The organism is Humibacter albus DSM 18994 (assembly GCF_000421825.1).
Classification (GTDB): Bacteria; Actinomycetota; Actinomycetes; order Actinomycetales; family Microbacteriaceae; genus Humibacter; species Humibacter albus.
In genome coordinates this window covers 698,754-723,091 of record NZ_ATXT01000011.1, presented here as the reverse complement: position 1 = coordinate 723,091, position 24,338 = coordinate 698,754, and the positions used below count along the sequence as shown (strand labels likewise).

17 protein-coding genes are annotated in these 24,338 nt (G+C 68.9%); 15 read left to right on the top strand and 2 right to left on the bottom strand.

The genetic code is table 11. The annotated features are described in order from the left end of the window. Window positions 1-122 precede the first annotated feature (122 nt). The 11 genes from H623_RS0104735 to H623_RS0104685 all read left to right on the top strand — a co-directional run bounded on the left by H623_RS0104735 (window position 123) and on the right by H623_RS0104685 (window position 17,743). On the top strand, window positions 123-5,570 hold the full coding sequence (locus tag H623_RS0104735) for an Ig-like domain-containing protein (RefSeq protein ID WP_022899801.1): 5,448 nt from the start codon (window positions 123-125) through the stop codon (window positions 5,568-5,570). A gap of 74 nt (window positions 5,571-5,644) precedes the next feature. Further along, window positions 5,645-6,613 carry an AAA family ATPase gene (locus H623_RS0104730; protein WP_022899800.1) on the top strand — a complete coding sequence of 323 codons (969 nt, stop codon included), beginning with the start codon at window positions 5,645-5,647 and terminating at the stop codon, window positions 6,611-6,613. Between the two features lie 10 nt (window positions 6,614-6,623). Continuing rightward, window positions 6,624-7,931 carry a DUF58 domain-containing protein gene (locus H623_RS17790; protein ID WP_022899799.1) on the top strand — a complete coding sequence of 436 codons (1,308 nt, stop codon included), beginning with the start codon at window positions 6,624-6,626 and terminating at the stop codon, window positions 7,929-7,931. After that, entirely contained in the window at window positions 7,928-10,303 is a 2,376-nt protein-coding gene (locus H623_RS0104720) for a transglutaminase TgpA family protein (protein ID WP_022899798.1), read from the top strand. The genes H623_RS17790 and H623_RS0104720 overlap by 4 nt, the downstream gene beginning before the upstream one ends. 8 nt (window positions 10,304-10,311) lie before the next feature. Then, window positions 10,312-10,821 (top strand): FHA domain-containing protein, encoded by a 510-nt coding sequence (locus H623_RS0104715; protein WP_026939921.1) that lies wholly within the window; start codon window positions 10,312-10,314, stop codon window positions 10,819-10,821. A gap of 176 nt (window positions 10,822-10,997) precedes the next feature. Beyond that, window positions 10,998-12,503 carry a 3-isopropylmalate dehydratase large subunit gene (gene leuC / locus H623_RS0104710; protein ID WP_022899796.1) on the top strand — a complete coding sequence of 502 codons (1,506 nt, stop codon included), beginning with the start codon at window positions 10,998-11,000 and terminating at the stop codon, window positions 12,501-12,503. A 2-nt stretch (window positions 12,504-12,505) separates the two neighbouring features. Continuing rightward, window positions 12,506-13,105: a 3-isopropylmalate dehydratase small subunit gene (gene leuD, locus H623_RS0104705; RefSeq protein WP_022899795.1), complete on the top strand. Its 600-nt coding sequence runs from the start codon at window positions 12,506-12,508 to the stop codon at window positions 13,103-13,105. Next, window positions 13,105-14,475 carry a UDP-N-acetylglucosamine 1-carboxyvinyltransferase gene (gene murA, locus H623_RS0104700; RefSeq protein ID WP_022899794.1) on the top strand — a complete coding sequence of 457 codons (1,371 nt, stop codon included), beginning with the start codon at window positions 13,105-13,107 and terminating at the stop codon, window positions 14,473-14,475. Before leuD ends, murA begins: the two co-directional genes overlap by 1 nt. A gap of 293 nt (window positions 14,476-14,768) precedes the next feature. Further along, window positions 14,769-15,641, top strand: coding sequence for a lysophospholipid acyltransferase family protein (locus H623_RS0104695; RefSeq protein ID WP_425402085.1), 873 nt, complete (start codon window positions 14,769-14,771; stop codon window positions 15,639-15,641). Then, window positions 15,631-16,755, top strand: coding sequence for an NAD(P)H-dependent glycerol-3-phosphate dehydrogenase (locus H623_RS0104690; protein ID WP_022899792.1), 1,125 nt, complete (start codon window positions 15,631-15,633; stop codon window positions 16,753-16,755). Before H623_RS0104695 ends, H623_RS0104690 begins: the two co-directional genes overlap by 11 nt. Then, window positions 16,658-17,743 carry a D-alanine--D-alanine ligase family protein gene (locus H623_RS0104685; RefSeq protein ID WP_033371133.1) on the top strand — a complete coding sequence of 362 codons (1,086 nt, stop codon included), beginning with the start codon at window positions 16,658-16,660 and terminating at the stop codon, window positions 17,741-17,743. The genes H623_RS0104690 and H623_RS0104685 overlap by 98 nt, the downstream gene beginning before the upstream one ends. A gap of 139 nt (window positions 17,744-17,882) precedes the next feature. Here H623_RS0104685 and H623_RS0104680 read toward each other — a convergent pair whose 3' ends face one another. Continuing rightward, on the bottom strand, window positions 17,883-18,389 hold the full coding sequence (locus tag H623_RS0104680; protein ID WP_245558870.1) for a DUF3515 family protein: 507 nt from the start codon (window positions 18,387-18,389) through the stop codon (window positions 17,883-17,885). Between the two features lie 115 nt (window positions 18,390-18,504). Between H623_RS0104680 and thiL the strand changes: the two genes are divergently transcribed. Continuing rightward, entirely contained in the window at window positions 18,505-19,629 is a 1,125-nt protein-coding gene (gene thiL / locus H623_RS0104675; protein ID WP_084485631.1) for a thiamine-phosphate kinase, read from the top strand. Here thiL and H623_RS17785 read toward each other — a convergent pair. After that, window positions 19,614-20,276, bottom strand: a complete 663-nt coding sequence (locus tag H623_RS17785) for an RsmD family RNA methyltransferase (RefSeq protein ID WP_022899788.1) — start codon at window positions 20,274-20,276, stop codon at window positions 19,614-19,616. The genes thiL and H623_RS17785 overlap by 16 nt on opposite strands. A gap of 122 nt (window positions 20,277-20,398) precedes the next feature. On the opposite strand from H623_RS17785, the gene H623_RS0104665 reads away from it, so the two are divergent. The 3 genes from H623_RS0104665 to H623_RS0104655 all read left to right on the top strand — a co-directional run bounded on the left by H623_RS0104665 (window position 20,399) and on the right by H623_RS0104655 (window position 24,331). Continuing rightward, window positions 20,399-22,672: an ATP-dependent DNA helicase RecG gene (locus H623_RS0104665; RefSeq protein WP_084485585.1), complete on the top strand. Its 2,274-nt coding sequence runs from the start codon at window positions 20,399-20,401 to the stop codon at window positions 22,670-22,672. 148 nt (window positions 22,673-22,820) lie between these two features. Further along, window positions 22,821-23,303 carry a pantetheine-phosphate adenylyltransferase gene (gene coaD / locus H623_RS0104660; protein WP_022899786.1) on the top strand — a complete coding sequence of 161 codons (483 nt, stop codon included), beginning with the start codon at window positions 22,821-22,823 and terminating at the stop codon, window positions 23,301-23,303. Further along, a complete protein-coding gene (locus H623_RS0104655) occupies window positions 23,300-24,331 on the top strand; it encodes an AAA family ATPase (protein ID WP_022899785.1) in 1,032 nt (343 codons plus the stop codon). The genes coaD and H623_RS0104655 overlap by 4 nt, the downstream gene beginning before the upstream one ends. Window positions 24,332-24,338: the final 7 nt, after the last annotated feature.

Genomic DNA, 24,338 nt, shown 5'->3' with positions numbered 1-24,338 from the left:
GACAGATTCGTCTGGGCCGCCGGGCCGTGCTAGCGTGAACGGGCTCGGGGGAGCAGGCACCATCATCCTCATCGGTCGGGTCGCGGTTCAACGTGTGACGTTCATAAGGAGTGAGACGCAGCGTGCTCAAGCGACTCGGTGCATGGCTGCGTCGGCACAAGACGCTCGCCTCGGCCGTCTGCATCGCTCTCGTGATCGGCGTTCCCGCCGTCGTGGCCACGGTGCACCAGGGCTTTCCCGCCGAAGACGTCAGTCTGCAGTCGCGCGACGTATGGGTCACGAACGGCGACGGGCTCCTCGTCGGCCGGCTCAACCACCAGATCGACGAATTGGACGCCGCGGCCTCCTCGGCGTCGAAAGACATCGATGTGCTGCAGAACGGGGGCGCCTACTTCCTCGTCGACAGCACCAACGGCACGCTGGAGCGCATCGATCAGCAGTACGCCACGCTGACAGACCGCGTCATGATCCCCGCTGGCGCGAAGGTGGCGTACGGCGGCGACACGATCGCCATCGTCGCTCCGAGCGGCAAGGTCTGGGTGCTCGACGCGTCGGCCCGCCTGGCGTTCGATCCGTCGAAGACGAAGCCGACAGCATCCGTCGGGGCGCATGCGGACGTCACCGTGAGCGATGCCGGTACGGCGTTCATCGTGGCACCGACGCGCAAGCAGCTGATCACCGTGTCGCACCCCGGCTCCGCTCCCTCGTCGTCGCCGTTCACGGTCTCGAAGCCGTATCAGGTGACGGCAGTGGGTGACACGGCAGTGGTGCTGGATGAGAACGGTCACCGGGTGCGCACGGCGCACGGCACCGCCGTCTCTCTGCCGCACAAGGGTCTGCGCTTGCAGCAGCCCTCGGCGTCGAACGATCGGGTGCTGGTGGCGGCAGGCGGCGTTTTGATGACGGTGCCGCTGAACGGCGGCGCCGTCGAGTCGATCTCCAGCGGCGGTGGTGCGACGCTCAGCGATCCGACCGCGGTCTCGGCGCCCGTGTGGCTGAACGGATGCTCCTACGCGGCCTGGGCGGGAACCGCGCGCTATCTCTACGCGTGCGACGACGACCGCGCCCAGAGTCAGCACATCGAACAGTCCGTGCGGGGCGACGACCTCCGATTCCGGGTGAATCACGGGGTCATCGCCTTGAACAGCGTGCGCAACGGCGACGTCTGGACGGTGTCGTCCGACATGCAGCTCGTACGCAACTGGGAAACGCTGAGGCCCGACGACACGACGACCGAGAGCGACGACGGTCAGGAGAAGCCGGTCGTGCAGTCGTACGAGGACACCCTCGCGCAGCGCTCGGCGCAGAACCGCGAGCCCACAGCAGCGGCCGACGGCTTCGGCGTGCGGCCGGGGCGCTCCACGATTCTTCCGGTGCTCGACAACGACACCGATCCCGATGGTGACGTGCTGACGATCGCCGATGTGACGCCCATTCCCGATGCGCAGGGCATCCTGGATGTCATCGACGGCGGACGCGCCCTGCAGCTCACGACCACGGCCGACACGACGGGCGGCGTCTCTTTCCGTTACACCGTCGACGACGGACGCGGCGGACGTTCCAGCGCGCAGGTCGTCGCCACGGTGCACCTGCCGAGCACGGAGAACGCCCCCGTGCCGACTCGCGCGAGCACCGCGACCATCGAGGCCGGCCAGACCGTGTCGTACAACGTGCTCGACGACTGGATCGACCCGGATGGCGACGACCTCACGGTGGTGTCTGCGGCGACCTCGAGCGGCGACACGGTGAGCCTCACCCCGGACGGCACGGTGACCTACGAGAACACCACCTCGCAGACCGGGTCGAAGACCGTCGAGGTGACGGTCTCCGATGGCCGAAAGAGTGCGAAGGGTGAGCTGGACATCACGGTCAAGCCGGCGGGATCTCTCCCGCCCGTCGCGACGCCGGACTTCGCCACGGCCGAACCCGGCGAGGCGATCGTGATCGATCCGATCGCCAACGACCGCTCTCCGTCCGGCCAGCCGCTCGGCCTCGTCGGCGCGGCCCTCGATGAAGGGTCGTCGGGCGTCGTCGAAGCGGACAACGAGACGGGAACGATCTCGTTCACGGCGCAGACCGCCGGAGAGTACTACCTGCGGTACACGCTCGGCGCAGGATCGAAGACCGTCGCCGGACTGATCAGAGTGGATGTCGCGGCACCGAGCAAGGACGCGCCGCCGATCGCGGTCGCCGACGTCGCCTATGTGCGCGCGGGCCAGCCGACGGCGGTGCAGGTGCTCGACAATGACATCTCGCCCGCCGAGCGGGTGCTAGTCGTGCAGTCCGTCGCGAAGGCGCTCGACTCCGAGTCGCAGAGCCTCAACGTCGAGGTGCTCGACAACTCCATCGTGAAGATCACCGCGCCGTCGACCCTGACCTCGCAGGTGCAGTTGACCTACACGATCTCCGACGGCCGCCACACGGCACAGGCCGGTGTCGTCGTCGTCCCCGCAGCCCCCGTCGTCACGCACCAGCCACCGATTGCCGTCGACGACAGCGCCATCGTGCGCGTCGGCGACATCGTCAGCGTTCCGGTGCTCGACAACGATTATTCGCCGGACGACGAGCCGTTCCAGCTCGATTCCGCGCTCGCGGACGCATCGCAGGCAGGACCGGACGCGACGGCGTTCGTCAGCGGTTCGATGGTGAGATATCAGGCACCGGTGAAGCCCGGACAGTACAGCGTGGACTACCGCCTCAGTGACGAGTTCGGTCAGCATGCCGTCGGAACCCTCACGTTCCACGTGACGGCTCTCGACAAGGCGCACAACCGCGTACCGGGGCCGCAGCAGATCACCGTGCGCGCCTTTGCCGGCTCCGCTATTCCGGTCACGGTTCCGCTGTCTCAGATCGACCCTGACGGCGACTCCGTCCAGTTCACCGGCATCGGTTCCGACCCGCGGCTCGGCCGCATCGTGAAGACCACGAGCACCACTTTCACGTACGAGGCGTATCCCGGTTCGTCCGGCACTGACGAGTTCACCTACAAGGTCACCGACGCGCTCGGCGCGAAGGCCGTCGGTGCCGTGCGGGTCGGAGTGATCCCGCGCCCCGCCACGGCGTCGCCGCCCATCGCCGTGAACGATCGGGTGGAGGTCAAGCCGGGAAAGACGGCGTCGGTGCAGGCGCTCGCGAACGATTCCGATCCGAACGGGTTCGTCATCTCGGTTCTCAAGAAGCTGGGGAGCGTGGATGCCGGACTGACGGCATCCGTGCACCGCTCGCTGGTGGTCGTGCGGGCCCCGCAGAAGCAGGGCACCTACCTCGCCCGCTACACCATCACGAACGGTCAGGGCGGACAGGCGAGCGCGGTCATCCAGGTGGTCGTCACCGACAAGGCGAAGGAGCAGCCGCCCACGGCGGTCGACCACGTGATCGACAAGGCCAAGGGGCGCAGCACACTCAGCGTCGACGCGCTCGCTGGGGCGTACAACCCCTCCGGGCTCGCCTCGCAGCTCAAGGTCTCCGTGACCGGTCAGGGGGCGAAGCAGGCCCACGTGCAAGACGGCGACGTCATCGTCGCGCTGAGCGACAAGCGCACGACCGTCGCCTACCGGGTGACCGACCAGCAGACGGGACTGAGCGGCGGCGCGTTCATCATCGTTCCACCGCGACCGGCGAAAGCCGCCAAGGCCGACGATCCGGCGAACGTGCAGAACCGCACTCCGAAGGCGAGCCCGACACCCGAGCCCACGAAGAACACGCCGAAGCCGTCAGCCACACCTCGTCAGACAAGCACCCCGAAGCCGACGAAGGAGCCCAAGACCACGCCGCCGCCGCACCTCAAGTCGGGGCTGGCGCCGCAGTTCGTCGACATGAACGGCTCGCGCAGTTGGAGCCTGTCAGACATCGTGACAGTGCCGTCGGGGCGCGCCGCGACCATCGTGAGCGGGGCGACCGCCACCGGCGGCAGCGCGAGCGGCACGAACGAGAAGTCCATCTCGTTCACGGCGAAGAAAGACTTCCGCGGCCCTGCCACCGTGACGTTCACCGTCGACGATGGCAAAGAAGAGGGCGCGAAGAGCGATCGCCTGACGAAGCTCACGTTCCAGCTCACCGTCGGGCGCGAGGACCAGTCCGACGTCGCGCCCACGTTCACGACCTACACGATGACGGTCGGGGCGAGCGATGCGGCGCAGACCATCGACCTGCGATCCTCGACCTACCATCCGAACGACGCGGTGCTGAAGAAGATCACGTACACCGGGCTGAAGAACCCGTCCTCCGACATCAAGGCCGCGCTCTCGGGCTCGAAGCTGACGGTTTCGGCGGGCACCACCGCCAAACCGACCAAGTCGGCGATCAAGCTCACCTTCACGCTGGATTCGGGATCGATCACCGTTCCGGGAACCGTGCTGGTCAACGTGGTCAGCTCGACGAAACCGAAGGCCGTGCAGAAGGCATCACCGAGCACGAACACGATGCGCGGCAAGACGGTCACGCTCGATGCCGTCGCCGCGAAGTATTGGGACAACCCGTTCTCGACATCCCTCAAGATCGTGGGCGCCAAGCTCTCCAGCGCGCCCAAGAGCGTGCCCCAGCCCACGTTCACCACGTCCACCCTGTCGCTGAGCGTGCCTTCGGGCTCGGCAACCGGCACGGCCACCATCACGTACACGGTGCAGGATGCCACCAAGGACTCCACCCGCAACGTCACCGGAACGGCGACGGTCGTCATCCACGACAAGCCGAGCACGCCCGGTACGCCGGCGATCTCGGGCTCGGGCGACGGCTACGTGAGCGTCACGTTCAAGGCGCCGGCCGACAACGGTAAGAACATCACGCAGTACCGCGTGGAGGCGCTCAAGGGCGGCAGCGCGGCGAAGACGATGACCACGGGCACCAATCTCTCCGCCAAGATCGACGGTCTCACCAACGGCACGGCGTATACGTTCAAGGTGCAGGCCTACAACGCGGACGGCTGGAGCGCATACTCGGCCGCCAGCGCCTCGCGTACGCCGTACGGCAAGCCGTCGACGCCCTCTAGCGCGCAGATCTCCTCGAGCGGGCACGCGCCGGCGACCCTCACGCTCAGCTGGGGCAAGTCGTCGAGCACCGGCGGCGGCTCCTACCGGTACGAGTACAAGCTCAACAGCGGCGGCTGGACCTCGGCGGGCACGAAGCTGAGCGTTGCGGTCAAGAACAAGGCCGCCGGCAACTACTCGTTCCAGGTGCGCACCTACAACGCCGGAAGCAACTCGTACAGCTCGGCACGGGCATCCAACACCATCACCGTGACGAATCCGCCGCCCACGGTGTCGGTCGCCAAGGGCGGCACGAGTGCGTACGTGGCCGGGCACATCATCTGCATCAAGTTCAGCGACTTCGCGAGCGGCACGTACAAGCTCACCGCCCTCTACAACGGGAACGCGTTCAGCAGCCAGGGCACGGTGTCGGTACATCTCTCCGGCGCCGGGCACTACTGCTTGACGGGTACCGTCAACAACGCCGTGAGCGGCTGGGACATCGCCGTGAAGATCACCGGCGCGCTCACGAAGACGCCGTCGGTGTCGGGTGCCACGTGGAACTCGATGTCGTCCACCGGCTGGGGCGTCGGGCTGAACAACTGAGACCGACGGGTCGCGCGAGTCGCGCACCGCCGGCGGAACGCGACGAACACGTCAATTCACAAAGGAGACAGACCATGGCAGTGACACAGGAACAGGCGACCTGGTTCGCGGGCGCCTTCGGGCAGTTGGTCGGGAACGTCGACAAGGCGATCCTGGGCAAGGAACACGCGATCCGTCTCGTCGTGACGGCGATGCTCTCCGGCGGCCACGTGCTGCTGGAAGACGTGCCTGGCACGGGCAAGACGGTGCTGGCGAAGGCTCTGGCGAACACCATTCAGGGCACTCAGTCGCGTATTCAGTTCACTCCGGATCTACTGCCTTCCGATGTCACCGGCGTGACCATCTACGACCAGTCGAACGGGCGGTTCGAGTTCCACCCCGGGCCCATCTTCGCGTCGGTCGTGCTCGCCGACGAGATCAACCGCGCCTCGCCGAAGACGCAGTCCGCGCTGCTCGAGGTGATGGAGGAGGGCATCGTCACCGTCGACGGCACGAGCCACCCGGTGGGCAGTCCCTTCATGGTCATCGCCACGCAGAACCCCATCGAGCAGGCGGGCACCTACACGCTGCCGGAGGCGCAGCTCGACCGTTTCCTGATCAAGACGTCGTTGGGATACCCCGATCACGACACCACGGTCCGGCTCCTGATGGAGTCGTCGAACCGCGCACGAGCCGCCTCGGTGTCGGCGATCATCGCCGCTGACTCGGTGACGACGATGGCGCAGCTGGCGGCCGACGTGCACGCCGACGGCGCGGTGATGGGCTACCTGAGCGAGTTGGTGAGCGCAACGCGCTCCGACAAGGATGCCGCGCTCGGCGTGAGCATTCGTGGCGCGCTCGCTCTGGCGCGCGCCGCGAAGACGTGGGCGATCGCCGCAGGGCGCACGTACGTGACGCCCGACGACGTGCGGGAGCTGGCAGTTCCGGTTCTGGCCCACCGCGTGATAGTGGACCCCGAGGCGGAGTTCTCCGGGGTCAGCGCCGACGACATCGTCGATCGCGCCGTCGCGACGGTCAACCCGCCGGCGTATCGCGCCGCGTGAGCGCCGAGGCGTGAGCACGACCACAGAGTCCGAGACGACCACAGACACCCGGTCGCAGAGCGCGTATGTCCTGCGCGAGCTGGGCACGGCGACTGAGAGCGCCGCGTCGGCGGCCACCGCCTCGGTGCGCCGCACGCTCGACGGTGCCGCGCGGGGCGCCGTGACCGCGGCGCGCGTCGTGACACCCATCGGCTGCGTGATCGTGGTCACCGCTCTCGTCGGGCTCGTGCTGGGCGTCGTCTTCGGCTGGGCGGAACTCGTCTTTCTGGGAGCCACGGCCGGAGCAGCTTTTCTGGTCGCACTGTTCGCGTTGATCGGGCGCACGTCCTATGACGTGGGCATCGGTCTCGAGCCGCGCCGGGTGACAGCGGGAGGGCGGGCGATGGGCACGATGTCGGTGCGCAATACGGGCGCCAGGCCCGTGCTCCCCACTCGCATCGAGCTGCCGGTGGGCGCCGGCCGAGCCGAGTTCATCGTGCCCAGGCTCGCTCCCGGCAGCGACGACGAGTATCTGTTCGCCGTGCCGACACAGCGGCGCGCGGTCATCGTCACCGGACCCGCCACCTCGGTGCGCGGCGACCAATTGGGAATGGTGCGACACGCGACCGCTTGGACCGAACGGATCGAACTGTACGTGCATCCCCGCACCGTGCGCATCGGCTCCAGCAGCGACGGGCTCGTGCACGACCTGGAGGGCCGCACGACCGCGACGCTCACCGACAACGACCTGGCGTTCCACGCGCTGCGTGCGTACGAGCCGGGCGACGACATCCGGAACGTGCACTGGCGCACGTCCGCGCGCACGGGGCGCCTCATGGTGCGCCAGTACCAAGAGACGCGACGGGCGCAGGCCCTTCTCCTGATGGCGACCGAACGATCTCACTTCGCCTCGGAGGAGGAGTTCGAACTCGCCGTGTCGGCGTTCGCGTCGGTCGGTGTCGCCATTGTGCGCGAGGAGACGCCGATGCAAGCGTGGTGGCAGGGCGGCCGACTGCGTGATCGCACCGCCGTGACGCTCCTCGACGACGCCTGTCGCGTCGAGCGAACGGATGCCCGGCACGCCGGCCTGCGCGAGTTCGCCCGCACCGTCGGCACGTTCGGCCCCGCACCGAGCCTGGTGGTGCTCTTCGTCGGATCCGCGGCGACGTCTGCCGAGATCGGCGCTCTCGGTGCGCTGTACGGTGCAGAAACGAAGGTGATCGCCGTGCGATGCGTCGCGAACGGCGATGCCGCACTGCGGCGTACCGGCTCGGTCACTGTCGTGGAACTGGGGCGCCTCGAGGAGCTCGTCTCGCTCCTGGGGAGGGCCGGGCGATGACGGGACTCGATGCGGGTCTGCCGCGCAGAACCGTGCGGCGTTCCCCGCCCGCGCCGGCGTCCGACGGGATCGGGATTGCCGCACGGCCGGTCTGGGGCGACGTCCTCGTCGTGCTGGTGCTCGTCGCGATCGCGGCCGCGGGCTTCGTGCCGGCGTTCGGCGCGACATCTCTCGTCGCGGCCGGCGGCGGCCTCCTCGTCGGTGGTGGTGCGGCGGTTCTCGCACGTCTGCTGAAGCTTCCGCTCGTCGCGGCCGTCGCCCTCGCGATCGCCGCCTACTTCGTGTTCGGCACCGCCTGCGCTCTTCCCGGCGAGAGCATCGCCGGCGCGGTTCCCACGCTCGACAGTCTCTCCGATCTGGCGAGCGGTACGGTCTTCGGCTGGCGTGATGCCGTGACGCTGCACACTCCGCTCGAGGCGCCTCCGGCTGTGAGTGTGCTGCCTTATGTCGCAGCTTGGTTCGGGTCCGCGTTCTCGGTGACGGCGCTCGTCCGCCTCGGCCCGACCGGCCGCACCTGGGTCCTTCGTGTCGTCCTCGGCCTGGCGGGACCCGCGGCCGTGTTCCTCGCCACGATCCTGCTCGGCACCCGGGAGCCCTTCTTCGCCGGCACGCGCGGTGTGGCGTTCGGGGCGATCGCCCTGATCTGGCTGGGCTGGTGTGCGCGCACCGCGCACCCGTCCGCGGCGCGCGACGCCGGGCTGACGCGCACGGCGATCACGGGCGGCGCGATCGTGGTCGTGGCCGCCGTGGCGGTGGGGACGCTCACCGGGGTGCTGGCACACCCCTCCTCGTCGTCGCGCATCGTCGTGCGCGACGAGGTGCAGCCGCCCTTCGATCCGCTGGACTACCCCGCGCCGCTCGCCGGCTTCCGCAAGTACACCAAGCAGCTGGAGAAGACGAAGCTCTTCACAATCACTGGTCTGCACGATGGTCAACGCGTGCGGCTGGCCGCGATGGACAGCTACGACGGAGTCGTCTGGAGTGTGACCAGCCCCCGGGGGCAGGGCGGGGCGAGTGGAGCCTTCGAGCTGTACGGACGCGAGATACCTGCTCCACGACTGTTCACCGGCTCGACGACCACGCGCGCCACGGTGACGATAGACGGGTACGACGACGTCTGGCTCCCGACTCTCGGTTACGCGCAGGCACTGTCGTTTCAGGGAGCGGGTGCAGGCGGCGACGCCCGCGGTATGCGCGTGAACGTGCAGTCCGGCTCCGCTGCTGTGATGACGGGCGTCTCATCCGGGATGCGGTACACGATCGAGGCCACCGCGCAGAAGGTGCCCAGCGACACGGCGCTGAAGGACGTGGCCGTGGCGAACGTCTCGACGTCGCAGGTGACCGGCATCCCCGACATCGTCGGCCAGAAAGCGGACGAGTACGCCGGGAACGGCGACAGCGCCATCGGCAGACTCCGCAGCGTCGAGCGCTCGCTGAAGAAGCTGGGCTACCTCAGCCACGGCCGCGCCTCGGATTCCGTGCCGTCTCGGGCAGGCGAGGGCGCCGATCGCATCACCGATCTGCTCACACGATCGCCGATGGTGGGAGACGAGGAACAGTACGCGACAGTGTTCGCGCTGATGGCTCGTCACCTCGGCTTCGCGGCCCGGGTCGTCATGGGCTTCGCGCCGAGCGTCGGTGATTCATCGAGCACGACGAGCGTCACCGGTGGCGACATGACGGCGTGGGTGGAGGTGCCGTTCGACGGCGTGGGTTGGGTGCCGTTCTTCCCGACCCCCGACAAGACGGATGCCCCGAACGAGCAGACCACGAAGCCCAAGATCGAGCCGCAACCGCAGGTGCGGCAGCCGCCGGAGACGAAGCACAAGACAGATGATCTGCTCACCCCGGTGAAGACGCAGGACGAGGCGCAGAAGAAGAAGAAAGACGCCGACCACGCGTTCGTGATCCCGGTCTGGGCGTATTACGCGGCGGGCGGCGTCCTGCTCCTGGTGCTCGTCTTCGTCGTGCCGTTCCTCATCGTGGCGGCGCGCAAACGCGCTCGGCGACGCCGGCGCAGAGGCGGCACGGGCGACAGCGCCGCAGCCGGAGCCTGGGATGAGCTTCTCGATCGGTACGCCGAGCTCGGACTCGCCCCGCCGACGAAGGCGACGAGGCGGCAGATCGCGGCCGAGCTCGAGCGGCAGTGCGCGGCGCAACAGCTACCAGTGCCCGAAGGCGGACTCTCCTCGCTGGCCGGTGAGATCGACGCCGCGGTGTTCGACGGCACCATCGTCGCGGACGATCGCGCCGGTTCGCTGTGGCGCCGCGCCGATTCCGCCGCGGCGGTGGCCGCGAACGGCGCGGGCTGGTTGCGGCGCCGCTTCTCGGATTACCGCCTCGCGCGGCCCGGTCGCACGTCGTCGGTATAGTGACGCAGGTGGACACGCCGGGTTTCATCACGCCGCCTCCGGGCCTCGTGCCGCCGCGCCACGACACCGGAACGCAGACCGAGCGTGTAACGCCCCAGCGCTCGCCGCTGCCGGCCTTCAACCCGCCGCCCCCCGCGAATCCGTCGCCGGCCCCGGCGCCGACGACGGCCGCCTTCGCCGCTCTCGCCGCCGCATGGCTCGCGGTGCTGCCGACGGGCGAGCGCGTCCCGATCGGGGATGCCCTGCTCATCGGACGAAACCCGGTGCGGTTCGACGCGTGGCAGCGCGCCGGACTGCTCCCGATCGACGATCCGGCGCGGAGCGTCTCGAAGACGCACGCCGTGCTCGAGAGCGCGGGCGCGGGCATCCGCGTGACCGACCTGCATTCCACGAACGGCGTCAGCCTGGTGGATGCCGCCGGCTCGGTCTCCGGCGTCGCTCCCGGTGTGCCGACACCCGTCCCGACCGGCACGGCAGTGCTGCTCGGAACGTACCGGGTGCAGCTCGTTCCGGCATGAGCGCGACGGGCGGAGTTGGTATCCCACAGTGGTACACTGAACGGGTGCCAGCCGTCATCCTTCTGCTTAGCCGCCGCGACGGGTCCTAGTTTCCAGCCAGACCGTCGCGGAGTTTCTTCGTGGCTGACCTCGCCGGGCCCACGGCCCGGACATACACGCAAGGAGAGTTCGACAGCATGAGCACAGCATCCGATGCGGTGCGCGCCGATGTCACAGAAGACATCGCGCCCGCCGCCCCCGCTCGCCCCCGCACCCTGGCCGAGAAGGTCTGGGACGACCACCTGGTCGTCAAGGGCGAGAACGGCAGCCCCGATCTGATCTACATCGACCTGCACCTGGTGCACGAGGTCACGAGCCCCCAGGCCTTCGACGGCCTGCGCGCCGAGGGCCGGCAGGTGCGCCGGCCCGACCTGACCATTGCGACCGAGGACCACAACACGCCGACGATCGGCATCGACAAGCCGATCGCCGATCCGACCAGTCGCACCCAGATCGAGACGCTGCGTCGCAACTGCGCGGAGTTCGGGGTCCGCCTGCACTCGTTGGGTGACGTCGAGCAGGGCATCGTGCACGTCGTGGGCCCGCAGCTGGGGCTGACCATGCCGGGCATCACCGTCGTCTGCGGCGACTCGCACACCTCGACGCACGGCGCGTTCGGCGCCATGGCGTTCGGCATCGGCACCAGTGAGGTCGAGCACGTGCTGGCGACTCAGACGCTGCCGCTGAAGCCGTTCAAGACCATGGCCATCAACGTCGAGGGCACGCTGCGGCCCGGCGTCACGGCGAAGGACATCATCCTCGCGGTCATCGCGAAGATCGGCACCGGCGGCGGCCAGGGTTACGTGCTCGAGTACCGTGGCAGCGCCATCCGCGCGCTCTCCATGGAGGGCCGCATGACCATCTGCAACATGTCGATCGAGGCCGGGGCTCGCGCCGGCATGGTGGCGCCGGACGAGACGACGTTCGCCTACCTCAAGGGCCGCCCGCACGCGCCGGAGGGTGCCGACTGGGATGCCGCTGTCGAGTACTGGAAGACGCTCGGCACCGACGAGGGCGCGCAGTTCGATGCGGAGGTGTTCGTCGACGCCGACGCGCTGGAGCCGTTCGTCACCTGGGGCACCAATCCCGGTCAGGGTGTCTCGCTGAGCGACGTCGTGCCCGAGCCGCAGAGCTTCACGGACCCGAACGCACAGGCTGCGGCGACACGGGCGCTGGAGTACATGGACCTGCGGGCCGGCACGCCGCTCAAGGACATCCACGTGGATGCCGTGTTCATGGGATCGTGCACCAACTCGCGCATCGAAGACCTGCGCGCCTTCGCCTCGATCATCAAGGGCAAGCAGAAAGCCGACGGCGTGCGCGTCATGGTCGTCCCGGGATCCGCGCGCGTGCGCCTGGAAGCCGAGGCCGAGGGCATCGACAAGATCGTCGAGGCGTTCGGCGCCGAGTGGCGGTTCGCCGGATGCTCGATGTGCCTGGGCATGAACCCCGACCAGCTGGCACCGGGGGAGCGCTGCGCTTCCACCAGCAACCGCAACTTCGAGGGAAGGCAGGGCAAGGGCGGGCGAACGCACCTCGTGTCGCCCGTGGTAGCGGCGGCCACGGCCATCCGCGGCACGCTCTCGAGCCCGTGGGACCTCGACAACGACCAAGCACACGACGAGCAGAAGGCGCAGGCCTGATCATGGAGAAGATCTCGACACTGACGGGTGTGGCCGTTCCGCTGAAGCGCTCCAACGTCGACACCGACCAGATCATTCCGGCGGTGTTCCTCAAGCGGGTCACGAAGACCGGCTTCGACGACGCCCTGTTCTCCGCATGGCGGCAGGACCCGGAGTTCGTGCTGAACCAGGAACCGTACAAGAGCGGCAAGATCCTGATCGCCGGCCCCGACTTCGGCACGGGCTCGTCCCGCGAGCACGCAGTCTGGGCCTTGCGCGACTACGGCTTCACGGCAGTGCTGAGCCCTCGGTTCGGCGACATCTTCCGGGGCAACTCCGGCAAGCAGGGCCTGCTCACCGGCACTGTCTCGGAGCAAGACGTGGAGCGGCTCTGGGCCGCCATCGAGGCGAACCCGGGAATAGAGGCGAGTGTCGATCTGGTTGCGCGTAAGGCGACGCTGGCCGACCTGACAGTTGATTTCGATATCGACGATTACACTAGGTGGCGATTGCTCGAGGGGCTGGATGACATCGGCCTCACCATGCGTGATGAGGCGCAGATCACAGAATTCGAAGCCCGCCGCGAACCGTGGCGGCCCAAGACATTGCCGGTGAAAATCTAGTGAACTCACTTCTTCAGGATGCGCAAGCCGCAGGGGCGCGGGTCGGACTGACCGCCGAAAAGATCACCATCAACGGTGGCCGACCGCTCGAGGGGCGCATCCGGTTGAAGGGAGCCAAGAACCTCGTCACGAAGGCGATGGTCGCCGCCCTTCTCGGCGAAGGGCCGAGCGAGCTGCGCGACGTTCCCGACATCAGCGACGTCCGAGTCGTGAGGGGCCTTCTCGAGATCCACGGCGTCAAGGTGACCGACGGCCCGGACGAGGGCGTTCTGCTGCTCGACCCGAGCAACGTCGAGAGCGCCCACATGGCCGACATCGACGCGCACGCCGGGTCCAGTCGCATCCCGATCCTGTTCTGCGGACCGTTGCTGCACGCGCTCGGCGAGGCGTTCATCCCGGACCTCGGCGGATGCCGCATCGGCGACCGTCCGATCGACTACCACCTCGAGGTGCTGCGTCGGTTCGGCGCCGTCGTGGAGAAGCTGCCCAGCGGCATCCGCATGACCGCGCCGAACGGCCTGCACGGCTCCAAGGTGGAGCTGCCGTACCCGAGCGTCGGCGCGACCGAGCAGGTGCTGCTCACGGCGGTGAAGGCCGACGGCATCACCGAGCTGCGCGGCGCCGCCATCGAGCCCGAGATCATGGATCTCATCAACATCCTGCAGAAGATGGGCGCCATCATCACGGTCGACACCGACCGCGTGATCCGCATCGAGGGTGTTTCCCGGCTGACCGGGTACAGCCACACCGCCCTGTTCGACCGCAACGAGGCCGCCAGCTGGGCCGCCGCCGCGCTGGCCACGCAGGGCGACATCTTCGTCGGCGGCGCACGGCAGGCCGAGATGCTCACGTTCCTCAACGTGTTCCGCAAGGTCGGCGGAGCCTTCGACATCGACGACGACGGCATCCGGTTCTACCACCCCGGTGGCGAGCTGAAGCCCGTCGTGATCGAGACGGATGTGCACCCCGGCTTCATGACGGACTGGCAGCAGCCGCTCGTGGTCGCCCTGACCAAGGCGAAGGGCATTTCCATCGTGCACGAGACCGTGTACGAGCAGCGCTTCGGCTTCGTGGATGCCTTGATCGAGATGGGTGCGACGATCGAGATCCACAAGGAGTGCCTCGGCGGGCATCCGTGCCGCTTCGGTCAGCGCAACTTCAACCACTCGGCGGTCATCGCGGGGCCGACGGAACTGCACGGGGCCGACATCGAGGTTCCGGATCTGCGCGGCGGCTTCAGCCACCTGATCGCCGCCCTCACCGCGAACGGCACGTCGACCGTGAGCAACGTCGGCATCATCAGCCGCGGCTACGAGAACTTCATCGGCAAGCTCGAGCAGCTCGGCGCCGACTTCGTGATCGAGCGCTGACGAAGCGTTCGCCTCAGACGTCAGCACTCCCGGCGCCTTCTCGTCGCCCTGTCCTGCCCGCCGGCCCGCGCCGCCCCCACCTCTGATCCGCTAGCGGCCCCTGATCGCCGACGGCCCCTGATCGCCGACGGCCCCTGATCGCCGACGACCCCTGACCCCCTGGCGGCGAATGCGCCGAAATGCCGTCGGAGCAGACGGTGACCGAGTCGTTCGGGCGCACTCGCGACGAGTCTCGGGCGCACTCGCGACGAGCCTCGGGCGTGGCGCCGACGGGTGTGGCGGATAATGGGCGGGTGCCGAAAACACCCGATGATCCGGATGCCTCCGCATCGCCGCCGACGCCGCCTGCGGGAACCGACGCCTCGGCCCCGCTCGAGGAGGTGAAGCCCGCGCCCGATCGGTCGGTTGCACCTGTGAAGAAGCGCCGATCGGGCCGAGAGACGACCCGGCCCAGTGTGTTCTGGCCGATGGCGGGCATCGTCGTGCCGCTGATCGGGACGTTCGCCCGGTTCAAGGTGCACGGCCGGGAGAACCTGCCGAAGACCGGGGCGTACATCATTGCGCCGAACCACTACAGCGAGATCGACCCGCTCGTCGTCGGCTCCATGATCTGGCGGCGGGGGCGTGCGCCGCGGTTCCTCGCGAAGGAGAGCCTGTTCGCGGTGCCCGTCGTCGGCTGGTTCCTCACCAAGTCGGGACAGGTGCCGGTCAGCCGCAGTCACGGCGGACGCGGCGCGCCCATCGCGCAGGCGCAGCACATCGTCGACGACGGCAGCGTCGTCATCGTCTACCCCGAGGGGACACTCACCCGCGATCCCGATCTGTGGCCGATGCGCGGCAAGACGGGGGCCGCGCGTCTCGCACTGAACTACGGCATCCCTGTCATCCCCCTGGCGCACTGGGGCACGCAGCAGATCATGGCGCGCTACTCGAAGAAGATCAGCCTCTTCCCCCGCAAGACCATCACCTTCTCGATCGGTGAGCCCGTCGATCTCGACGAGTTCCGCGGCAAGCCGCTCACGGCCAGCGTGCTGGCGGAGGCGACGGAACGCATCATGCAGGGCGTCACGCGCGAACTGGAGAAGCTCCGCGGCGAGAAGGGGCCGGCGGAACGCTGGGACCCGGCCGCGCACGCGCAGAGTGAGACGGGGCGTTTTGAGGGCTAAGCCGGCACCGGCGCGGCGCGTCACCGTTCTGGGCGCCGGCAGTTGGGGCACCACGTTCGCGAAGATCCTCGCCGACGGGGGCTCACAGGTCACCCTGTGGGCCCGGCGTCCGGAAGCGGCGCGCGAGATCCGTGAGGCGCGACGAAACAGCCAGTACCTGCCCGGCATCAACCTGCCGAAGAGCCTCACGGCCACGTCCGATCTGGGCGAGGCGCTGAGCGACGCCGACCAGCTGTATCTGTCAGTGCCGAGTCAGAGCCTGCGCGAGAACCTGGTCGCCATCGAGGGACTCCTGCCCGCCGACATCCCGGTCGTCAGCCTGATGAAGGGCGTGGAGAAGGGCACTGGCCTGCGCATGAGCGAGGTGATCGCCGAGGTGCTGCCCATTGATCCGGATCGCATCGCGGTGGCATCCGGTCCGAACCTCGCCCTCGAGCTGGCGAAGGAGCAGCCGACCGCCGCCGTGGTCTCGTCGCGGAGCCTGGAGACCGCGCAGCAGGTGGCGCTGGCCGCCCGAAACCCCTACTTCAAGTCGTTCATCAACACCGACGTGATCGGCACCGAGTTCGGCGGCGTGCTGAAGAACCTCATCGCCGTCGCGATCGGGATCGTCGACGGCGTCGGCTACGGAGAGAACACCAAAGCGTCGATCATCACGCGCGGGCTCGTGGAGATGACGGATTTCGCCGTCGCGCACGGCGCCGAGCGCGAGACGCTCGCCGGGCTGGCCGGACTCGGCGACCTGATCGCCACCTGCCAGTCGCCGCTGTCGCGCAACAACACCGCGGGACGCCTGCTCGGCCAGGGATACGCGTTCGCCGAAGTGGTCAAGCAGATGAACCAGACCGCGGAAGGACTGGCATCCGTCGCACCCATTCTGGCGCTCGCCCGAGCCAAGGGCGTCGAGATGCCGATCGTCGACCAGGTCGGACAGGTGCTTGCGGGTACGCTGGCACCGGCCGATCTGGCACCTCATCTGACCACGGATGACACCCCTCGCGGTGAAAGGACAACGGATGACTCACAAGCGCGTCCTCGTGCTTCTTTTCGGCGGGCGTTCGAGCGAGCATTCGATCAGTTGCGCCACGGCGGGCGGAGTGCTCGGGGCGCTTGACCGCGAGCGTTACGACGTCATCCCCGTCGGCATCACCCGCGACGGCGCGTTCGTGCTCGAGCGGGACGACCCCTCCGCGTTCGCGCTGGATCCCGACGAGCTGCCCGAGGTGCGCGACGACGGAAGCCGCGTGCGCTGGCCCGACTCGGCGCTCTCCCGCGAGCTCACCGTGGAGCGGGACGGCGAGGTGTCGTCCCTCGGCGAAGTCGACGTCGTCTTCCCGATCCTGCATGGACTCTGGGGCGAGGACGGGACCATCCAGGGACTGCTCGAGCTCGCCGGTATCCCGTACGTGGGCTCCGGCGTGCTCGGAAGCGCCCTCGGCATGGACAAACACTTCACGAAGACCGTTCTGCAGGCGGCCGGACTCCAGGTCGCCCCCTGGGTCACGGTGACCCATGATCAGTGGGAGCGCGACCAGGATGCCGTCGCCGGCCGGGTGCGCGACCTCGGCTCCCCGCTCTTCGTCAAACCCGCGCGCGCCGGATCCAGCGTCGGGGTGACGAAGATCACGTCCGCCGAGGGGCTCGGCGACGCCCTGGAGACGGCGTTCGCCGAGGACGGCAAGGCCATCATCGAATCCGCGGTCGCCGGCCGCGAGATCGAGATCGGGGTGCTCGGGGCGCGTCCGGGGGAGCGGCCACGGGCATCCGTCGCCGGAGAGATCGTGGTCACCGGTCGCGGATTTTACGACTTCGACGCCAAGTACCTGGATGCCCCGGGCGTCGATCTCGTGTGCCCTGCCGACCTGACGGCGGATGAGCTCGCGGAGATGCAGAGGCTGGCGGTGACCGCATTCGAGGCGATCGACTGCGCAGGGCTCGCGCGTGCCGACTTCTTCCTCACCGACCACGGCTGGGTGATCAACGAGGTGAACACCATGCCGGGGTTCACGCCGATCTCGATGTTCCCCAAGGTGTGGCAGGCCAGCGGCTTCAGCTACCCGGAACTGATCGACGAGCTGATCGAGCTGGCGCTCGCGCGGTAGCCCGGCACTCGTGTCATCCCCGGCGTGAGACATACCAATCCGAACGAGACAGACGTCGAAACGGGCGGTCTCATTCGAATGGGTATGTCTCACCACTGAGGCTGGACGGCTCACCGCGTGTTCGTGGCGCCGCGTCGGCTCAGCCCGACTGCGTCGACGTGCTCGTCGGGGTGGGCGTCGGCGTCTCGGTCGGCGATGTCACGTCGGAGGTGGCGAGGCACTTCTCCTTCTTGCTCTGCGGGATCTGACCTATCGCATCGGCCAGATCGGGCAGCACCGAGGCGTCCGTCACGCCGCCCTCGCCGTGCGCGATCACGATCTCGGTCGCCGGCGTGCGCCCGAACGTGATGTAGCGCAACGACTTCGCCGCCGGGTCGTTCTCGAGAACCCAGTCGATGCCGTTCACCGTGATGCACGGCTTCGTCGTCGGCCCGATGGGGACGACTCCGCAGCGCAGCAGCACGACTGTCGGATCGCCCCAGGCGGAGGTCGCCTGCGCGTTCGTCTCGCGCTGCGCCTTGCCGGCCACTGTGTCGGGCAGGTGCACGATGACATCGGCGCACCTCGGATTGTTCGCGTCCGCCGCTGGCTCCATCGACACGGTGGGGGTGCATCCGGTGAGCAACAGCGCTGCTCCGGTCGCCACCAGCGCAAGCGCCCAGCGACGCGCTGGGCTGTGGGTAGGGGAGGCCTGGCGCGACGAATGGCGGACGAGAGGGCGAACACGAGGGGGCATCACCTCTCAGGCTAGCGTGGGAGTCATGACGCATTCTGGGCACCGGACGCATGACGATCGGGCGACCGACCCCGGGTCTGCACAGGGTCGAGAACCGCGCCGGCCGGCTGCCACGGGCGCGGCGGAACAAGGTCGTGCAGAGGATGCCGACACTCTCGCCGGCGTGGGCGAGGTTGCGACCCTGCGCCGTGTCTTTCCCCGGCTCCCGCAGTCTGCGGCCGCCGTCGTGGGCCCCGGGGACGACGCGGCCGTGCTCGCCGCCCCGGACGGGCGTTATGTCGTGACGACGGACATGATGATCGAGGGTCCCGACTTCCGCTGGGCATGGTCGAGCCCCGAGGACCTGGGCTGGAAGGCAGCCGCCACCAATCTCTCGGACGTCGCCGCGATGGGCGCCCGCCCGACGGCGCTCGTCGTCGCGATCGCGGCGCCCGCGCGCACTCCCGTCGCCGTGCTCGAGTCCGTCGCCGACGGGTTCCGGCTGGCCTGCGAAGCGCTCGCTCCCGGCTGCGGTGTGGTCGGCGGCGACCTCTCGGTCTCGAGCGCGTTCACGCTCGCCGTGACGGCGTTCGGCGATCTGGAGGGCAGGCCTCCGGTGCTGCGCTCGGGGGCTCGTCCGGGCGACGTGGTCGCACTCGCCGGCACGATGGGGCTCGCGGCAACCGGACTGCGCGCGCTCTTCACCGAAGGCGTGGACGACGACGGCGAACCGGATGCCGAGCGTGCCGCCGACCTCGCCGCGCGCGTTGCAGAGGTGGCCGTGCAGCGCCGCCCGATGCCTCCCATCGCTGCGGGGCCCACCGCAGCTGAGGCCGGCTCGACCGCCATGCTCGACGTCAGCGACGGCCTGGCACTCGACGCGGGCCGCATCGCCGAGGCGTCCGGCGTGCGCATCGACTTCTCCTCAGCGGCGCTCGGATCGGATCCTGCCGCGGCGCTCGCCGGCGGCGAGGACCACGCGTTGCTTGCCTGCTTCCCGCCGTCGGTCGCTCTGCCCGAGCCGTTCCGCGCGATCGGCCGCGTGCTCGCGGCGGATGCGGATTCGTCCGACGCTGCGGGCACGGGCCTGGGAGACGGGGTGGCGCGGATCAGCGTGGACGGACATCCGTACGCGGGCGCCGCCGGATGGGACCCCTACGCCGCGGGCTGAGGATGGGGCGGAACGTCACCGGGCACACCGGGTGAGGCATCGGCCGAGTCAGACTCAGCGAGCCCGGCGAACCAGACGGCGGTCTCGCCGTAGGCCTTCGTACGGAACGGATCGAGCGGCGCCGGCCAGCGCGGCTCGGGAGAGCGGGCACTGCGCTCGACGACGACGACGGCGTCCTCGCGGAGGTGCGCGACGAGCGCCGCCAGAACGTCGGCCAGCTCAGCCTCCGTCACGTCGTAGGGCGGATCGAGGAAAGCGAGGCCGAAGTCTGCGCCGCCCGACTGCGCGAGGTAGCCGCGCACCGTCGACTGGCGCACGTCGACGCGAGCGAGTCCGCTTCCCGCCCCATCCGCGGAGCGAGCCTGCGTCGCGGCCTTGAGCACGGCCGAGGCGTTCCTCCGGCACACGCTCGCCGCCTGCGCGTTCTGCTCCACCAGCACGGCCGACGATGCCCCGCGGCTCACCGCCTCCAGGGCGAGCGCGCCCGAGCCTGCATACAGATCGAGCACTCGTATGCCGCTGATGGCATCCATCGACTCGAGCGAGGAGAACATCGCCTCGCGCACGCGGTCGCTTGTCGGCCGGGTGCCGGACTTCGGCACGGCAAGGCCGAGGGAGCCGGCGAACCCGGAGACGATGCGTGTCATGCGTGCCAGAGTATCGGCACGGATGCCGCCGCCCGTCGGCGAGGGCCAGCGCGCTTTCGGTCGGTGCTCACGGACGGCGGGGGTGCTCGCAGACTGTCGGCGGATGCCTCTAGCCTGGGGGCATGGCGCAGCCTCGGTCGGAGCTCTCGAACGCAACAGGGGCGAGGGCGGCTACCCGAGCGGACTTGCACACGCCGCTGACCTCCGTGCTGGGCGATCGGCAGGCCGCCGTGTTCCACCGCGCGTTCGGGCATCGCACGGTGGGCGACCTGCTCGCTCACTACCCGCGTCGCTACGCACACCGCGGCGAGCTGACGAACATGGCCGACCTGCCGCCGGGCGAGGAGGTCACGATCGTCGCCGAGGTGAGGCACGTGGAGTCGCGGGCGATGCGGCAGCGTCGCGGATCCATCCTCGAGGTCACCATCTCCGACGGCACGGGCGTGGTCACGCTCACGTTCTTCAATCAGGCGTGGCGCAAGAACGAGCTCTATCCGGGTCGGCGCGGCATCTTCGCAGGCAAGGTCAACAGGTACAAGAACACGCTGCAGTTCACGCATCCGGACTACGAGCTCTTCGACGACGATTCGGGAATCGGCGCATCGAGTGCCGGCACCTCAGGCAGCGGCTCGCCGGTGACGACCGAGTCGGAGGCCGCGGCCTGGCAGAGCAGGCCCATCCCGATCTACCCGGCGACCTCCACGCTCGCGAGCTGGAAGATCGCCAAGGTCATCCGTGAGGAGGTGTTGCCGGGATTCGGTCCGATCGACGATCCGGTGCCGCGGCCGGTCGCCGTCGAGCACGGGCTCGAGCCGCTCTCGGTGGCGCTGTACGACATCCATCTGCCTGAAGATGACGCCGACTGGCGTCGTGCCCGCGACACGCTGCGCTTCCATGAGGCGTTCGTACTGCAGGCCGCGCTTCTGCAGGAGCGAGAGCGCCTGCGCGAGACCGCGGCGACGGCACGCATGCCCGTTCCCGACGGCTACGCCGCCCGCTTCGATACGGCACTGCCGTTCGAGCTGACCGATGACCAGCAGGCGGTGGGGGAGCAGATCAGGCACGACCTCGCTCAGGCTGTGCCGATGAACAGGCTCGTGCAGGGCGAGGTCGGCAGCGGGAAGACCGTGGTCGCATTGCGCGCCATGCTCCAGGTGGCCGACAACGGCGGGCAGTCGGTGTTCCTCGCGCCCACCGAGGTGCTCGCGTCGCAGCACCTGCGCTCGATCGCGGCGGCACTCGGCCCCGACCTCGCCGCGGAGCTCATGCCCACGCTGATCACCGGGCGGCTGACGGCATCCGAGCGCAAGAAGGCGCTGCTGCGCGCCGTGAGCGGGCAGGCGCAGATCGTGGTGGGAACGCACGCGCTGCTGAACGACAAGGTGTCGTTCTACGACCTGGGACTCGTCGTCGTCGACGAACAGCACCGCTTCGGAGTGGAGCAACGCGACGTGCTGCGCGGCAAGGCGGCGTCACCGCCGCACCAGCTCGTGCTCACGGCCACACCCATCCCGCGCACCGTGGCGATGACCGTGTTCGGCGACCTCGACGTGTCGACCATCGCGGAGCTTCCGGCCGGCCGGCAGAAGATCGAGAGCTTCGTCGTGCCGCTGGCCGAGCATCCCCGCTGGGAGGACCGCATCTGGACGCGTGCGGCGGAGGAGATCGCGGCGGGTCATCAGGTCTTCGTCGTGTGCCCGGCGATCACGCCGAAGGAGCGTGAAGACGCCGCCGCCGACGGACTCTCCGCCGAGGAGCTGGAAGCGCTCGAAGCGGAGCGCCCGATCGCCACCGTGGAGCAGACTCTCGCCGCGGTACAGCGGAATCCGGCGCTCTCCGGTGCGCGCATCGCCGCACTGCACGGCCGTATGAGCGCCGATGAGAAGGATGCCGTCATGCGGGCTTTCGCAGCCGGTGCCCTCGACCTGGTGGTCGCGACCACAGTGATCGAGGTCGGCGTGGACGTGCCGAATGCCTCCGCGATGATCGTGCTCGACGCCGACAGATTCGGCGTCTCGCAGCTGCATCAGCTGCGCGGTCGCGTCGGCCGAGGCGGCGTGCCGGGCCTGTGCCTGTTCGTCACCGCTGCCGAGGCGGGATCGCTCGCACGCGAGCGCGTGGACGCCGTCGCCGCGACGCTCGACGGATTCGCCCTCGCGGAGGCCGACCTGGAGCTGCGCCGGGAGGGCGACGTGCTCGGCAGTGACCAGTCAGGGGGTCGGTCCTCTCTGCGCCTGCTGCGTGTGGCGCGCGACGGCGAGGTCATCGAGCAGGCCAGGGCGGATGCCGCGTCCCTGCTCGCCGACGACCCTCGCCTCACCGAGCACCCAGCACTGGCTGCCGCGATCGCCGACCGACTGACGGACGCGTCGCGCGACTTCCTCGCGCGGGCCTGAACCCCTGCGGCGTGCCCTGCGGGATCTGACTGCGTGGTCGTGGACGAGAACCGGTCGTGGACGAGAACACGCCGTGAACGAGAACTCGCCGTGAACTGTCCTCGCTGCATAACGATCAGGTAAACGTGTCCGGCTATCCTGGAGGTCTATGAGCAGGATCGCCGTTGTCCCTGGTTCGTTCGACCCGGTCACGTTGGGCCACCTCGACGTGATCGCGCGAGCCGCGCGCCTGTTCGATGAGATCCATGTGCTGGTGGTGCACAACCCCTCCAAGACCGCCATGCTGCCGATCGCACAGAGAGTCGCTTTGATCGAGCGCTCGATCGCCGACGAGCGGCTGCCCGGGAACATCGTCGTGGCGGCCTGGAGCGTCGGCCTGCTCGTGGACTACTGCACCGACGTCGGCGCGAACGCGCTGGTCAAGGGCATCCGCTCGCAGGTGGACGTGGCCTACGAGACGCCGATGGCGATCGTGAACCGAGACCTGGCGGGTGTGGAGACCGTCTTCATGCTGCCGAATCCCGCGAACGCGCACGTGTCGTCATCGCTGGTGCGGCAGGTCGCGTCGCTGGGTGGCGACGTCAGTCCCTACGTGCCGCGTGCCGTCTACGACTATCTGCAGGAGCAATGAACACACTGCCGACGAAACAGCCAACGGATGCCGCGGCCTCCGGCACCGACGCCGAGCCCGGGATGACACACGAGGAGTTGCGTGCGGAGGCCGAGCGCGTGGCATCCAACATCGAGGCGGTGATCGACGGCAAGCACGACGCGGTGCAGGTCGCGCTCACGGTGCTGCTGGCGGAGGGCCACCTGCTCATCGAGGATGTGCCGGGCGTGGGCAAGACGATGCTGGCGAAGGCGCTGGCGAAGTCGGTGGACTGCAGCGTCAGCCGCGTGCAGTTCACGCCCGATCTGCTGCCCTCCGACGTGACCGGCGTCTCCGTCTACAACCAGCCGGAACGACGTTTCGAGTTCAAGCCCGGGGCGGTGTTCGCGAACATCGTGATCGGCGACGAGATCAACCGGGCGAGCCCGAAGACGCAGTCCGCACTGCTGGAGTGCATGGAGGAGCGGCAGGTCACCGTCGACGGTTCGACCTACCCGCTTCCGGATCCGTTCATCGTGATCGCGACCCAGAACCCGGTCGAGATGGAGGGGACGTACGAGCTTCCCGAAGCGCAGCGCGACCGCTTCATGGCGCGCATCGCCATGGGCTACCCCGACGAGCAGGCCGAAATCGAGATGCTCACCGGACGCGACACCTCCAGCCCGCTCTCGCGCATCGGCGCCGTCGTCACGAGCGATCGGTTGCGGCAGATGATGGCTCTCGCCCGCCGGGTGTTCGCCTCCGAGGCGCTCAAGCAGTACGCCGTCGCCATCGCCCATGGCACGCGTGACGATCCGGACCTGCGCCTGGGGGCGAGCCCGCGCGCGACCCTGCAGCTCGTACGGGCGGCGAAGGCGCGGGCCGCGCTCGCCGGCCGGGACTTCGTTCTCCCCGACGACGTCGATGCCCTCGCCGTGCCCGTGCTGGCGCACCGCCTGCTGCCGACGAGCCGGGCCATGGGGCAGCATCACGAGCGGGCCGCCGTGCTCGCCGATGCCGTGACCCGCATCGTCGCGGCCACTCCGGTGCCGGTGGGACAACAGAAGTAGCGTTGGA